This is a genomic window from Clostridium formicaceticum, from assembly GCF_001854185.1.
In the GTDB taxonomy this organism is placed as follows: domain Bacteria; phylum Bacillota; class Clostridia; order Peptostreptococcales; family Natronincolaceae; genus Andreesenella; species Andreesenella formicacetica.
The window spans coordinates 4,178,283-4,193,107 of the sequence record NZ_CP017603.1 but is presented as its reverse complement, the minus strand read 5'-3'; the positions used below and the strand labels follow the sequence as shown (position 1 = coordinate 4,193,107).

14 protein-coding genes, 1 pseudogene and 1 riboswitch are annotated in these 14,825 nt (G+C 34.5%); of the genes and pseudogenes, 14 read left to right on the top strand and 1 reads right to left on the bottom strand.

Translation table 11 applies throughout. From position 1 onward, the window contains the following. The first annotated feature begins 84 nt into the window (after positions 1-84). The 14 genes and pseudogenes from BJL90_RS19525 to BJL90_RS22895 all read left to right on the top strand — a co-directional run bounded on the left by BJL90_RS19525 (position 85) and on the right by BJL90_RS22895 (position 13,408). Entirely contained in the window at positions 85-876 is a 792-nt protein-coding gene (locus tag BJL90_RS19525; RefSeq protein WP_070972143.1) for an aspartate/glutamate racemase family protein, read from the top strand. A gap of 65 nt (positions 877-941) precedes the next feature. Beyond that, entirely contained in the window at positions 942-1,523 is a 582-nt protein-coding gene (locus BJL90_RS19520; RefSeq protein WP_070972140.1) for a flavin reductase family protein, read from the top strand. Positions 1,524-1,878: 355 nt separating this feature from the next. Further along, positions 1,879-1,989, top strand: a riboswitch (TPP riboswitch). Between the two features lie 83 nt (positions 1,990-2,072). Beyond that, the gene (gene thiW / locus BJL90_RS19515; RefSeq protein ID WP_070972136.1) at positions 2,073-2,579 is read left to right on the top strand and encodes an energy coupling factor transporter S component ThiW; all 507 of its coding nucleotides are present in this window, start codon (positions 2,073-2,075) and stop codon (positions 2,577-2,579) included. 122 nt (positions 2,580-2,701) lie between these two features. Next, entirely contained in the window at positions 2,702-3,520 is an 819-nt protein-coding gene (gene thiM / locus BJL90_RS19510; RefSeq protein WP_070972133.1) for a hydroxyethylthiazole kinase, read from the top strand. A 361-nt stretch (positions 3,521-3,881) separates the two neighbouring features. Then, positions 3,882-4,394, top strand: coding sequence for a GNAT family N-acetyltransferase (locus BJL90_RS19505; RefSeq protein ID WP_070972130.1), 513 nt, complete (start codon positions 3,882-3,884; stop codon positions 4,392-4,394). A gap of 233 nt (positions 4,395-4,627) precedes the next feature. Next, positions 4,628-5,059, top strand: coding sequence for a hypothetical protein (locus BJL90_RS19500; RefSeq protein ID WP_070972127.1), 432 nt, complete (start codon positions 4,628-4,630; stop codon positions 5,057-5,059). A 190-nt stretch (positions 5,060-5,249) separates the two neighbouring features. Next, positions 5,250-5,678, top strand: a complete 429-nt coding sequence (locus BJL90_RS19495; RefSeq protein ID WP_070972124.1) for a YjdF family protein — start codon at positions 5,250-5,252, stop codon at positions 5,676-5,678. A gap of 586 nt (positions 5,679-6,264) precedes the next feature. Then, positions 6,265-7,305 carry a group II intron reverse transcriptase/maturase gene (gene ltrA / locus BJL90_RS19490; protein WP_236904956.1) on the top strand — a complete coding sequence of 347 codons (1,041 nt, stop codon included), beginning with the start codon at positions 6,265-6,267 and terminating at the stop codon, positions 7,303-7,305. Between the two features lie 53 nt (positions 7,306-7,358). Next, positions 7,359-7,610, top strand: coding sequence for a group II intron maturase-specific domain-containing protein (locus BJL90_RS22910; RefSeq protein ID WP_236904963.1), 252 nt, complete (start codon positions 7,359-7,361; stop codon positions 7,608-7,610). A gap of 178 nt (positions 7,611-7,788) precedes the next feature. Further along, positions 7,789-8,304 (top strand): GNAT family N-acetyltransferase, encoded by a 516-nt coding sequence (locus BJL90_RS19485; RefSeq protein WP_070972121.1) that lies wholly within the window; start codon positions 7,789-7,791, stop codon positions 8,302-8,304. Between the two features lie 597 nt (positions 8,305-8,901). Then, entirely contained in the window at positions 8,902-9,756 is an 855-nt protein-coding gene (locus BJL90_RS19480; RefSeq protein WP_070972118.1) for a class I SAM-dependent methyltransferase, read from the top strand. A 906-nt stretch (positions 9,757-10,662) separates the two neighbouring features. After that, on the top strand, positions 10,663-11,061 hold the full coding sequence (locus BJL90_RS22905; RefSeq protein WP_236904962.1) for an ABC transporter permease family protein: 399 nt from the start codon (positions 10,663-10,665) through the stop codon (positions 11,059-11,061). 19 nt (positions 11,062-11,080) lie between these two features. Further along, a pseudogene (locus BJL90_RS22900) lies at positions 11,081-11,578 on the top strand (ABC transporter permease). 141 nt (positions 11,579-11,719) lie between these two features. Beyond that, positions 11,720-13,408, top strand: coding sequence for an ABC transporter substrate-binding protein (locus BJL90_RS22895; RefSeq protein WP_236904961.1), 1,689 nt, complete (start codon positions 11,720-11,722; stop codon positions 13,406-13,408). A 591-nt stretch (positions 13,409-13,999) separates the two neighbouring features. Here the strand turns inward: BJL90_RS22895 and BJL90_RS19465 are convergent. Further along, positions 14,000-14,584, bottom strand: coding sequence for a helix-turn-helix domain-containing protein (locus BJL90_RS19465; RefSeq protein WP_070972115.1), 585 nt, complete (start codon positions 14,582-14,584; stop codon positions 14,000-14,002). Between the last annotated feature and the right edge of the window lie 241 nt (positions 14,585-14,825).

Genomic DNA, 14,825 nt, shown 5'->3' with positions numbered 1-14,825 from the left:
AATTTGAAAGTCCTTGAATACTAAATATCTTAAAGATTTTGCAAGCTATTAAATATAACTTCATTAGGAGAGGAAAAGATTAAAATGGATAAAAGATTGAATGGAAGGCAATATGGATATCTTACATCGAATAATGACAGCAGATTTGTTCGTGCAATTAATCATCAGCAGGTGGCAGGATACTCAGTAGGCATTGTATATATAGAAAATGTGAACTATCCTATGATGCCTGGAAATGTTGTTAATGCGTATACTTACGATTTTCCAGTACGAATGAGGGCTGTTCCTAATCTTACGAATGAAAGATTGTTTGCTGCGGATCCTACAATTGCAAACGATATTATTGCTACTGCTAAGCATATGGTGGAAAAAGAGGGAGTTAGGGCAATATGTTCAGCATGTGGTTTCTTTGGAAATTTTCATCGAAGGGTAGCAGAGGCACTTGATGTTCCAGTAGCTCTTTCTAGCTTAGTGCAGCTTCCTTGGATAAAAAGCATAATCAAGCCAGGTCAAAAAGTTGGCATTTTAACTGCTAATGCATCAGCTATAACCCCTGAATTATTTAAAAACTGTTGTGTTGAAGATTTTAGGAACATTGTGATTAAAGATATGATGCATTCTGAAAATTTTTCAGCCGTAGTCGATATGAGAGGTTACTTTGACAATGGAAAAGCAAGAGAAGAGGTGGTTCAAGCAGCTCTTGAACTGCTTGAAGGAGATGATGACATTGGAGCAATATTGCTTGAGTGTAGTGATATGCCTCCTTATGCAGCTGCAATACAAGAAGCTACACAATTGCCAGTTTTTGATTTCATTACTCTTATTAAATGGCTGCACAATGGAACAACTCAAAGACCATACTCAGGTTGGATTTAAATTTAAAATACCAAATTAGTTCTGGGATAAATTGTTATTAATAACCCTGAAAAGAGGAGCGAAAAATGAAAACGAGTATAGGAGCAAAAAATATTATATTTCCAACACCAGTATTTATTGTTGGAACTTATGGTGAAGAGGGCAAACCTAATGCAATGAATGTAGCTTGGGCGGGAATTTGTGGTTCAAGTCCTCCAAGTATTGGGATAGCCATACGAGAACAACGATGTACTTACAAAAACATTATGAATAGAAAAGCTTTTACAATCAATATTCCTTCTGAAATTTATATAAAAGAGGCAGATTATTTTGACTTAGTATCAGGAAATAAAACAGACAAATTTAGTGATACAGGTCTTACCCCAATTCAAAGTGACAAGGTAGATGCGTCATATATTGAAGAATTTCCCTTCAACGCGGAATGTGAACTAATAGAAACCTTACAGATTGGGGAACATACACTATTCGTAGGTCAAATAATAGACATTAAAGTTGATGCAGATTGTATAGATAAAAATGATCTACCAGATATAGAAAAAATCAAACCGCTATTGTTTGATCCAGCTGCTATAAGATACAACACAGTAGGAAAGATTGCTGGAAAGGCTTTTTCTATTGGAAAACGAATACTTTCCCATGATAATTAAACACAAATCATCATGTCTTTTTTATTGGTATTACTAGGCTTAATAGCATTTTACAGTTTAGGTCAATTGACTTAATGTGCTTTTTTATTTTGAGATTAATTTTAAAATTTGAAACTCATGATATGATATTATTGACTTTTTCGATATCACAATATTAAAGTAATGGAAACTAAAACAAGGGGGAATATTACAAAGTAAATATTAGTTAAAACATTACTGAATTGGCTTGTTATTAAATCTCAATAGTACTTTTTCTAGAAAATAATTTCTAAAACATAGTCTAGATTAACACTTATGATTGCTTAATAAAATTCAGTATGATATTATATTCATGCTAAATAAAATTCAATAAAAAGATCAACACTGGGAGTGCCGGTGAGGCCGGCTGAGAAAAAGGCCTATTAGTCTTTAATCCCTATAACCTGATCTGGATTATACCAGCGGAGGGAAGTGTATTTACATTAGACATTTAAGTATATGCGTAATTAAGCACAGACCCTGCAATTGGGTTTGTGTTTTTCTATTTTTTGAAAAAAGGAGATGGATAAAATGCATTTGAAAAAGCTAACTACCACAGCTTTATTAACAGCAATTGGTACTGTAAGTGCCCATATGTTTTATATTCCTGTAGGAGTATCGAAGGTTTTTCCAGTTCAACACGGCATTAATATTCTAGCAGCGTTAATCTTTGGGCCTAAATATGCAGTGGCAGTCGCATTTTCAATTTCACTCTTAAGGAATTTACTGGGGACAGGATCACTAATTGCTTTTCCAGGAAGTATGATAGGTGCATTTTTAGCTGGTGTATTGTTTAAGAAAACAAGAAAACCTCAATACGCTTTACTGGGGGAGGTCTTTGGCACTGGTATTATTGGTGCAATAGCATCTTATCCAGTAGCAAAATTTTTAATGGGAAGAGAATTGGCTATATTCTTCTTTGTAGGCCCTTTTGTTTTAAGCTCATTAGTAGGCGCAATTATTGGTTATTCTATTTTTAATGTTCTTTTAAAATCTGTAGTAATCAACCTTTACAATCACAATAGAAATGGAATGTAGTGAAAAATTACTAATAATAGCGGGCTCTGATAGCAGTGGAGGGCCAGGGATATAGGAAAAGGCATAGGTCCTGCTCATCATTTTTATGAGTTTTATAATAAAAGTAACTTGGAGGTACATTTATGGAGATAAATAATCAGTTGATTACAATTTTGCAGGAAATAAAAAGGCAAAAGCCCCTTGTTCATCATATTACAAATTATGTTACAGTTAACGATTGCGCAAACATTGTATTAGCTCTAGGAGGAAGCCCTGTAATGGCGGATGACCAAGATGAAGTTGAGGAAATGGTATCTATCGCATCTGCACTGGTACTAAATATTGGCACTTTAAACAAAAGATCTATGGAATCATTTTTAATAGCAGGTAAAAAAGCAAATGAAATAGGTGTTCCAGTGATATTAGATCCTGTAGGAGTAGGTGCCACAAATCTAAGAAATGAAATCGTTAGGAGAATATTAAAGAATGTAAAGTTATCGGTATTAAGAGGTAATATGTCAGAGATTAAAAATATCTATGGAATAGCAGCCTCTACGAAGGGAGTTGACTCCATAGATAATCCGCTAGACGGAGGTAAGGAAATAGCTTTGGAGCTTGCAAAAAGGCTTCAGTGTACTGTTGTAATAACAGGTGCAGTGGATATTATCTCAGATGGAGGAACGGTTTATTATATTAATAATGGACATGAAATGCTAACAAATATAACAGGTACAGGTTGCATGAGTTCCTCATTGATAGGACTTTGCTGTGGAACTGGGAAAGGAAGCCTGCATGGGGCAATCGCCGGTATGATGATAATGGGAATTGCAGGCGAAAAGGCACAATCCCGTCTAAAAGAGTATGAAGGTTTAGGAAGCTTTAAGGTTTACTTAATGGATGCAATCAGTAAATTTTCTATAGAAGACATTCAAGAAAGAGGTAAGGTTAATGAAATTAAATAAAAACATGAATTATACACTCTATTTAGTCTCAGATAGAAAGGTGCTAAAAGAAAAAGATTTTATAAAGAGCTTAAAGGAAGCAAATTTAGGCGGTGTTAGGGTCATCCAACTGATACAATAGTGATATGCTAGGGATTGAACTTAGAAATAGAAGGAATTTCTATTTTACAGATTTTAAGAGGAATAGAAGTGAATAGTACTGCAGCTAAAAAGGCGTAACAATAAGAACCATCCCTATTACTGCGTCCCTATTGCTGTATTGCTGCTCTAGGGTGAGTTTTGAAAATCAGTTTTTGAGTTGTAAAGTTCATTAATGGGATAATGGTATATAAAGAATTTCATATATTGCGGAGGTATGAAGATGGATTGCAAAATACGTCCTTGGAGAATTGATGATGCACCATGTCTTTCTGAAGCTCTAAATAACAAAAAAATCCATGATAATTTACGTGACGGATTACCGTTTCCATATACGGTTAGGAGTGCTGAAGAATTTATCACGGCTATGTTGAACTCTGATAAAGATAAAACCTATGCATTTGCTATAACCATCGATGATAAAGCAGTCGGAAGTATCGGCGTTTTTCGCAAGGATAACATACACCAGAGAACCGCAGAAATAGGCTATTATATCGCTGAGCCATACTGGGGGCAGGGGCTTGGAACGAGTGCTGTTAAACAAGTATGTCGTCACATTTTTGACCATACAGATATTATCCGGATTTATGCAGAGCCTTTTGCTGATAATATTGCTTCCTGCCGTATCCTTGAAAAGTCCGGTTTTGTTTGTGAAGGTGTTTTGAAGAAAAACGCAGTTAAAAACGGGAAGGTAATGGATATGAAGATGTATTCTTTGGTGAAAGAAAAAGAGTAGGCGAATAGAGAGAAGTACACTTAAACTAGACATAAGGGTTTCTCCTTTTGTTATTGTGATAGTGTGGTAACTTCATTTTAACAAAGTTGAATCCCTTTTTCTATTTTTCAGCTTCACTTTTTAGGTGAAGGCAATTCAACAGGTTAATACAGTAACTATGCGGTGTGAAACACGGTCAGATAAATTATGATGAATAATTAGGTTTAGTTATATTTAGAAAAGAGGAAAGAATTATGATAAAGATTAATTTGATGATTGAAGGTATTCCTGCAATTTTGTGGGGAGATTCAAAGGTTGAAAACTGTGTTAGTGACCTTACAGCTATTGTTGAGTATGCAAAAACTATTTCAAGTAATATAAGTGTATTTGCTTGTAGTATGGGTTGTTATTTCAGCTTACTTGCATACCGAGATGTGTCACTTGAACAATGTTTATTCCTTTCTCCTGTGTTGAACATGGAGCGTATCATAGATAATATGATGAGATGGTTCAATATAAGTGAGGAAAGACTAAAAGAAGAGAAAGAAATTAAAACGCCAGTTGGGCAGACACTTTATTGGGATTACTACTGTTATGTAAAATCTCATCCTATTGACACTTGGGACAAATCGACTACGATTCTATATGGTTCAGATGACAATATTTGTGAGTTTAATAAGGTGTAATTCAATAGAAATATTTACGTTTTATGGAAATAAGTATAAAATAATAGTAGTTTGGTATTGTTATGAAGATAAAAACACAGTTCGGTTGGTAGTCCGAACCTATCCATTATGCATTGTGTAGATAGCAGTAACCTGCCCTCCTGGGGTTGTCCCTTCTTCATGGTTAGTTATAAAACAGGAGGAAAGAAAAGTGAAAAGTTATGAATTAAAAACAAAGTTGACGATTTTTTTTGAGGAGCCTTATTGGAAAGGAGTTTTTGAAAGATTTAATAATGGGAAATATGAAGTTTCAAAGATTATATTCGGTTGTGAACCAAAGAATTACGATGTATATGATTTCATATTGAAAAATTACTATAGTTTAAAATTTAGCGAGCCTATGTTATGTAACGATAAATATGAAGAGAAAAAAGTAAATCCTAAAAGATTACAAAGAAAGATAAGAAATGAACTTCAGAACGAAGGAATAGGCACAAAAGCTCAACAAGCAATAAAGCTTCAAATAGAAAAAAATAAAACAAAAGGAAAGCATGAGTTGAAGAAAAAGCAAGAAGAGGAAAAAAGAAGAAAATTTGAATTAAAACAGCAAAAAAAGAAAGCTAAACATAAAGGACATTAAATATTTGAATATTTAAGAATAGTCTAAGGGCAACATCTCCTAACAGGGGGTTTACAACATCGGTTAAGTACATCTTTTGGGAAAAGATCGACGTCGTGAACCCATAGAATGTTAGTGCGCCAAGCAAAACTTGGTATTTCTTACAGGGTGCAAGTCCCTGTCAGGTAAGGTCTAACCAGCCACCTGTATCGAGTGTTTCGCCGATGCTGGCGACAGCAAAGGTGAAGCGTACACAGAGAATTATATAGGCCATAGGGGAGACCGTAATCCCTGAAGCATATTCAGCCTCGTAAACTGTGGGTCTAGAAATAGACAAAATGCAGATGACGACGTGTTTAACGTCACGGAAGTCAATACAAGAGAATCGTTTAATGGTGAGATTCTTAAGGGTCTGTCGGGATCAGAGAACGTGGCATGTATGAAGAGAAATGTCAGGAACTTGGGAGGACCTGTAGGTTCCAGCAACCAGCTGGTAGACCCATCCAACCGAAAAATAGGACGGTCTATGACGCTACAGGATTCGGATCAACTCATAGTACTTTGAGGTTGGGAGAGCCAACTACATGGGGAAGGGGTTGACAGAAATATGTACTTCGCAAAGGAAACATTAGCCGGACATGTCGGGCTGGACAAACTAATGCAAACCTCACTGCGAGGAATAAGGCAGAAGGCAAAACAAAATAAAAATCACCGATTTCAAAATCTCTACAGGCTACTAAACGAAGAGACTCTGATAGAAGCGTGGAGGAAAATAAATAAAAATGCCTCAGCAGGAATCGATAAGATAACAGCTAAGGAATTCAAGCTAAATCTAAGAGAAAATATTCAAGAAATCACAAGTAGTCTGAAGGATAAAAGATATCGGGCAAAACTGGTTCGTAGAGTTAATATCCCGAAGGGAAATGATAAAACGCGTCCACTTGGTATTCCAACAATATCAGATAAACTAGTTCAGAGGGCTGTTGCCCAGATATTAGAAGCGATCTATGAAGAGGATTTCCTCAATTGTAGTTATGGGTATCGCCCTAACATAGGAGCTCAACAAGCGATCAAAGATCTAACTAAAGAGCTACAGTTTAATAAGTATAGCTATATAGTAGAAGCTGATATCAAAGGATTCTTCGACAATATCAATCATGAATGGTTGATCAAAATGATTGAAGAAAGAGTTCATGACAGTGCTCTTATCAGATTGATTACAAAATGGCTAAAGGCAGGAGTGATCGACGGCAGTCATTTAGTGATACATCCAGCTATTGGAACACCTCAAGGTGGTATCATTAGTCCGATTCTAGCGAATATATATTTACACTTTGCTTTAGATCTTTGGTTTGAGAAAATCGTTAAGCCCAGGTGTAAAGGTGAGGCTTACTTATGTAGATATGCTGATGACTTTGTATGCGCCTTTCGATATAAGAAGGATGCAGAAAAGTTCTATGAAACACTAGGATATAGATTAGGCAAGTTTGGATTGGAATTATCTAAGGAAAAGACCAATATTATCAGATTTTCGAGATTTCGCAAGGAAGAAAATACTCATTTTGATTTTCTAGGGTTTGAGTTTCGGTGGGGGTGTCCCGCAAGGGAAAAGATATCATCAAGAGAAGTACTTCTAAGAAGAAATTAAGATCATCTTTACTGAATTTCAAAGTATGGTGCAAGGAAAATAGAGATAACAGAATGAGGAAAATAACTGATATGCTGAATCAGAAATTTAGAGGATATTACAATTACTACGGATTGATTGGAAACTACAAAAGTCTATGGAAATTCTATACCATCGCTATGGAAATCTTATATAAGTGGCTAAATAGACGAAGTCAGAGAAAGAGTTTCAACTGGAACGAATTCACTAGACTGATGAAATGGTATGGGATATTAAAACCAAAGATTTTAGAGAGCCCAAATAACCAGTTAGAATTACAATATTAAATTGCCGGATTACGGAACTGAATATTTCTGAAGAGTCCGGTGCGGTAGTTCCGCATGCCGGGATCTGGGCGGGGTGCGTCGGGTAACCGGCGTGTCTACCGTGACTACGGCATATCGTGCAAAGGCCACGCCGTCCTGGCGCAGATAATGCTTGGAGATGTATTATGGAGGAATAAAGATGGAAATCAGAAAAGCAACGATTGACGATGTTAAAGATATTAGTCGTATTTATGCTTTAAGCTGGAAATTTGCATATAAAGGGATAATTCCTCAAGCTTACTTAGATGAACTAAAGGAGGATCATTGGGAATCAGCATTTATAGACTGGATAAAAGATGATGTTCTAACTGCACAGATTATATTTGAAAATAGTAAGCCAATTGGCTGTGTTGCATATGGAAAATCCAGAGATAAGTCACTCCCAGATTGTGGAGAAATTGTTTCTCTATATTTGTTGCCGAAATATTTCGGTAAAGGATATGGTAATAAACTGTTAGATTCTGCATTATCAGATCTAAAAGAATCTGGTTATGAAAGCATCTACTTATGGGTATTAAAGGATAATGGACGTGCAAGGCGCTTCTACGAAAAGAAAGGGATGCAATGTAACAATGATGAATATGTTTTAGAAATTATGGGGGAGCACCTTATTGATGTACGATATGTTTATTCCTTTAAAAGTTGTAGCAAATGATCATGAAATGCGTTAATAAAAACAGACTAAGGGGACGTCAGACTGCGCAAAAATGTTATTGGATGGTTTTTCCATACCCATTTTTGATTTTTGGGTGTATTTTGAATTTATTCAGGGATTCAACCTCAAATTTCGTTCAATTTGGTATAGCTTGGCTCCACTTTTTAAAAAGCCAATGGTACTTTTAACCGTTTTGTCGCAGTCTGACGTCCCCTTGGCTCTAAATAATATAATATAAATTTAAAATCAATATTTACATAATTATCTATTTACTGTAATATAAACCTATGACAATATGATTATGAAGGGTGGAATGCTATCCGGCAACACTTGATGTTAACAAATCAAATAACATAAGTGAAGCCCGGAGATGAAGAATAAAATCTTAAGTTGAATTTAATAGGCGAACAATACTGTTATTAACTAACAGTTATTTGTTGTACCTAATTTCAATTTGGATTTTAGTCTTTTATCTCTCGGCATAGTTATACCTGTTTTTTTAGGAGCCGTAGATTAAAGTCTAAGGCTCTTTTTTATTCAAACTTTACAGAATCATATTGTTATAAAAAAATATTTATGAAGGGAAAGTGAGAAAAAATGTTAAATCAATTATTCAAATATTTAAAGAAACCAGATTTATATGTACAAAGCACAAGTAAATTTTGGGATGATGAACATATTTCTAAGGGTATGCTAGAAGCTCATTTGAATCCTAAAAGGGAAGCAGCCAGTAGATGTCATGATTTTATAGACAAATCAGTAGAGTGGATTGCTAAAATTGCACCGTCATCAACCTATAAAAATGTCTTAGATTTGGGTTGTGGTCCTGGCTTGTATGCAGAGAGATTATATAAAAAAGGATATGAAATTACTGGAATTGATTTTTCTAAGAGATCAATTAACTATGCTAGGAAGAAGGCAAGTGAAAAAAATCAAGATATAAACTACATTTATAAAAACTATATGGATATTAATTATAAGAATGAATTTGAACTAGTGATTTTAATCTATTGTGATTTTGGTGTATTATCAGATATTAGTCGACAGGTTTTATTAAAGAAAGTCTATGACTCTTTAAAACCAGGTGGCAAGTTTATATTTGATGTTTTTACTTTAAAAGAATTTGAAAAAAAGAAAGAGAGCAGTACATGGTATGTAAGTGAGAAAGGTGGTTTTTGGAAACCAGACAAACATATATGTTTTGAATCTCATTTTATTTATGGAGGAGATGTGAGGTTAGATCAATATGTAATAATTGATAAAGATGAAAAAGTCGGTGTAATTAGAAATTGGTTTAAATCATATACCAAGGACACTATTATTGCAGAAGTAAAAAAGGCTGGCTTTAATAAAGTTGATATATATTCAGATGTGACAGGTAAATTATACTCTGATCAATCTAAAACAATGTGTATTGTAGTAGAAAAAACCGCCACTTCAGCGATACGGTGAACCTTATCATAAGTAACGGCGGTTTTTTGCCTAACTGTAATAGATTCACTAAATTTCTAACTTCATAAAAAATATTCTAATGAAAGTTAGAGGATTTTGCTATTATTTAGAGAATTTCCTTATTAAACAAAAGTATTGATTGATCTTAGTATATGCAATCATTTTTATAGAGATACTTCATGATCAAGGGGTGAGAAGTAAATCTGAAGATAGTAAGGGAATATGATATTTATTTTCTAACTTTCATGACATTTCTTTTTTAGCGATATTGGTAGCATTAAGTCCTCTATTATTGAGAATTGGAATATTTAAAGAGATTTTGTCATGGTTTTTAGAATCATTGAGCAATGATAAGGGGTATGTTAAAAGAAGCCAAGGAGACGTTTTGATTGCCACAATTAAAGCAAGAAGACTAGAGGATAAAGGCCCTAAGGTATACTCATAAAAAGAAAGACTGAACAAGTCGAGTCAAGTTGATAGTGTTTGTGTCAATATTTAAAATATTTATAAAAAATATTGACAAATCTACTAGGATAAGTTATACTTTTCTTAAGAAATGTTAAAAAAATAACGATAATTGTCATGAAGACAGCAGAGAAAATACAAAGCCATGAAGGTTACAAAACTACCTTTCGTGGCTTTTCATTTTAAACAAATTCATAGTTTTTTACTCCCCAGTTCATTAGGTTGGTTACCCCCTAGCTTAATGAATTTCCTATTTTGGATTGGTAAGAAAGGGCTGTTCAGAATTACTTATATAATTGGCACAATTGTATACTATTTACAAAATTTCAAAATTATTGCATGTTTAAGATGAAAATAAATATTATAGAGATAGTCTTGTTCTAAATAGAATGGTATTATTATGAAAACAATAATTAGCCATGAAGGTGAATACCAATCACAGTGCGTGTGATCGATATGCACCTTCATTTTTTTGGACTTAGAATCTATTTTAGTAAAGACATAGTCATTCATGAAAGTGAGGAGAGCATGAAAAAATATAAATTTATTTTAAGACGCATCATTCAAATTATACCCATGTTGATTATTGTAACGATTTTAGCATTCTTCTTAAATAATATTTCATCGGCTGATGTGGCAGAGATAACCATTCGTAGTCAAGGAATAGAGGTTACTGAAAAAAATATTGTAGCAGTAAAACAAGAATTAGGCATAGATGCACCTTTACATATTCAGTATATTAACTGGTTAACGAAAGCAATCAAGTTTTATTCGCTATACCAATTGCCCTCATTTCAGCCCGATATAAGGATTCGCCGCTTGACCACTTTTTTAGAGTAATAACCACTATGGGGCTACAATGCCAGATTTTTGGCTTGGACTAATGCTTTTATATATTTTTGCTGTTCAGCTAAAAGTTGTTCCAGTTGTTTCTGGAAATAAATTCGAAAACATATTTTTGCCAGCATTCACACTTAGTGTAAACTACACGGCAACATATATAAGAATGTTGAGAAATAATCTCATAGAAATAAATAATTCTCCTTTTATAGAAGCAGCAAGAGCAAGAGGCCTTAGTCAAAATGTCGTATTGATAAGGCACGGATTAAAAAATGCAGTGATCCCTTGTATAACTCTGGTAGGCATAAATTTTGGAAAGCTTTTAGCGGGTTAGTTTGCTTGCGAAACTATTTTTTCTTGGAATGGAATAGGAAAATTTGCAGTTGAGAGCATTAAACTTAAAGATTTACCTGTTATTCAAGGATATATCATGATTGTTGCTATAACCTATAGTGCCATGAATCTTTTACTTGGTATTGTATACCTCTATATAGATCCTAAGATACAAGTGGAATAGAAAATTTATAAAAATAACGCTCTATTATTTTTATTTATATATTCTATATTTCTTCCTTAAGATTACTATATACAATTTTTTCATATTTTGTCCTACTAGAGGAGGAGTCATCATCGTGAAAAAAACAATATATTTACTAAATTGTTAAAGGAAAAACTAGCAGTAATAGGATTGATTATTATACTGCTCTTTATATTTGCTGGTATTTTTGTACCGATTGTTTCCGCAAATGATCCTTACACGGTTGATATTACACAAAAATTACCTAAGCCTTGCACTGAGTTTCCTCTAGGAACAGATCATCTGGGCAGATGTATGCTGTCAAGGTTGATTTATGGAATCAGGACAAGCCTCAGCACTGCAATTATAGCCACAATTCTTATGTTGGCAATCGGAGTCCCACTTGGAATTGTTGCCGGCTATACAGGAGGGTGGATTGATAATCTTATTATGCGTCTTGTGGATATTGCATCAACTTTTCCATCGGGTCTTTGTGCCTTAGGGATTGTAGGTGTGTTAGGGTCAAGTACTGTAAATATCATGCTTGTTTTTGTTCTGTTGTGGTGGGCACCTTTTGCAAGAATTGTACGAAGTACCGTAATAAAGCTTAAGGAAAAAGAATTTGTATTGGCGGCGGTTGCTTCTGGAAGCAGTAGAGTTTCTATAATTCTAAAACACATAATCTTAAATGTGATTTCTCCAATTATTGTACTTGCTACACTTCGGATTGCTGCTGTTATTATGCACGTTGCTGGTTTTTCCTTTATCGGACTAGGTTCACAACCGTTAACGGCAGATTGGGGTGTTATGCTGAGTGATAGTAGACAGTATTTAACCTCACAGCCTTTAATGTTGGTTTGGCCTGGCCTTGCCATTATGCTTGCGGTATTTGCCTTTAATATGCTGGGAGAAGGGGTAAAGTTCTCAGATGGAACAGACTTTAATGCAGAAGCTGTAATCTTCAATCTAAAAAGATGGGTCAAGAATCCCCGACATGCAAGTCTGACATCGGTTAACGTAGAAAGCATGGAAGCTGTTGATAACTATACGGTGAAAATTGTATTTGAAAATGGAGCTTATCCTATTTTGACAGAGTTGACCTATCCAAGACCTGTGAGATTCTTAAGCCCTTCTTCAATCACTGAAGATCCAGGAAATCCAATGGGTACATTTACAAAACCAGTAGGTACAGGCCAATGGATGCTAGAATCCTATGAAAAAGATCAAGAATTTACCTTTGTTCCCAACCCATACTACTGGGGTGAAAAACCTAAAATAGATAGACTCAAATTTAAGGTAATACCAGATGGACAAGCTAGGGCTTTAGCTCTTCAAAGTGGAGAGATAGATATACTTGGAGGTGACCTTATTGGAAAAATTCCGATGGAGAGTCTTTTAGAGTTAAAAAACTCTGGTAACTTCGAGATTTCGCTAGTAGGAACAATGTGTTCCCACTTTATTGCATTCAATCAAGAGGTAGAAGCATTTCAAGATAAAAATGTTCGTTTAGCCATGAACTACGCTATCAACAAAAAAAGCATTGCAGAAGATATTTTTGATAACATAGGACTAGAAGCCAATGGTTTATATCAAAACGGTGTTCCTTATACGACGATTGAAAACAATTATGGATTTTCAAACGATAAGGAAAAAGCCCAAAAATTACTTGAGGCTGCGGGATATATTGACACAAACGGGGATGGCATTCCAGAAAAAAATGGAAAAAATCTTGAGTTTAACTTTGTGCTGACAACAGCAGAGTTTCCTGAACGGAAGTCACTGGCAGAGTTTGTTCAATCTGAACTTTCATCTGTAGGGATAATGGTATGATGAAAGTCTATATAACAATATAATAACAACTTTAAATACCATCGATGAAGCAGAAAGACAAAAAAATTACGATGCAGTACTTAAATATATCAGCGAAGAAGCCCTTACAATTCCAATTTACTATTCAATAACTTCCTTCATGGTAAATACGAATAAAATAGAAGGCTTTGAAATTGGCATAAATAACTATGCGCCAATAGAATGGCACAAGCTTGACATAAGGCAATAACTTGTAAGCTCTATAAGCTACTATAAAGCAGTCTATAGGGTAATATCGAAAAGAGAATCGAGTAAAAGAACCAGTTTGAACTGGTTCTTTTATTTGATTTTTAACCTAATTAATTACTTTACTTTTATGAAGTTTAGAAACTACATTCGTTGTTTTTGTTATTCTGAACGTAAGCGGCAATTTACTGTTACATCTGAAGCTAAATATTTGTTTAAAGTGGTATGTTGATGCAGCACAAACATTATTTTCGATTTATGAAGGAGATAGTTAGTTTATTAGAGCAGTATCCTGACTTTGAAGTAAACTATGATCAGTGGTTAAGGCATAATAAGCATGACGCGGATTGAATTTATCATCCATAATCATACTCCTTTCACCCATAAGCCATGCTGGCTGCAATAAGTGTAGAGCTTTCCTCGTTGAATTTTGGGAATTCGTAATTCAGCATTTTGTTCAGGATATAGTTTTATAAGTAGTACCTTGTCAAAAGAGACAAATGCAACAAATGAAATGTAATGAGTTTTACTCATTTCATGATACATTTCAATATAGTAGTCATTTTCTATATCGGTGACATTTACTTTATGAGATTCATCTTCGGGCTTTGCAATCAAAGGTACTAACTTTCTGCCACAACAGGAGATTTCAGCCTCACTTGTACTGGTTATAACATTACTACAGTTTTTGCATACGTAGAATTTAATTCGTTTCATATTACCACCATCCGTATCTTTTTCTTCTAAATCACCTAATAAAATCTTTTCGATGTTAACACCTAATATTTTGGAAAGGTCACCGAGTAATGCCACATCAGGGCAGCCTATACCACGCTCCCATTTGGAAATGGTCTTGTCGCTTATATTCAACTTCTCAGCAATGTCTTTCTGGGTCATGTTCTTTTCTTTACGTAAACTTATAATCAATGCTCCTATTTTACTACAATCCATAGTTATTTCCTCCTATCTATATATCAAATATAACTGTTGATAGGGAAATTTTCAATAAACGCTCCGTAGAGTTTTTTAGTTTTGTCATGAGGATGAGAGCAGATCAGGGACGTGTATGCTATTTAGTGGTGTTATTGGGTTATTGTCTATATGTTTTCTTAAATAAGGACACTACTTTACTCATGTTTTTGGAAGCGGGTATATAACGTGTTTTTAGGTTATGAATAAATTGGTATTAATA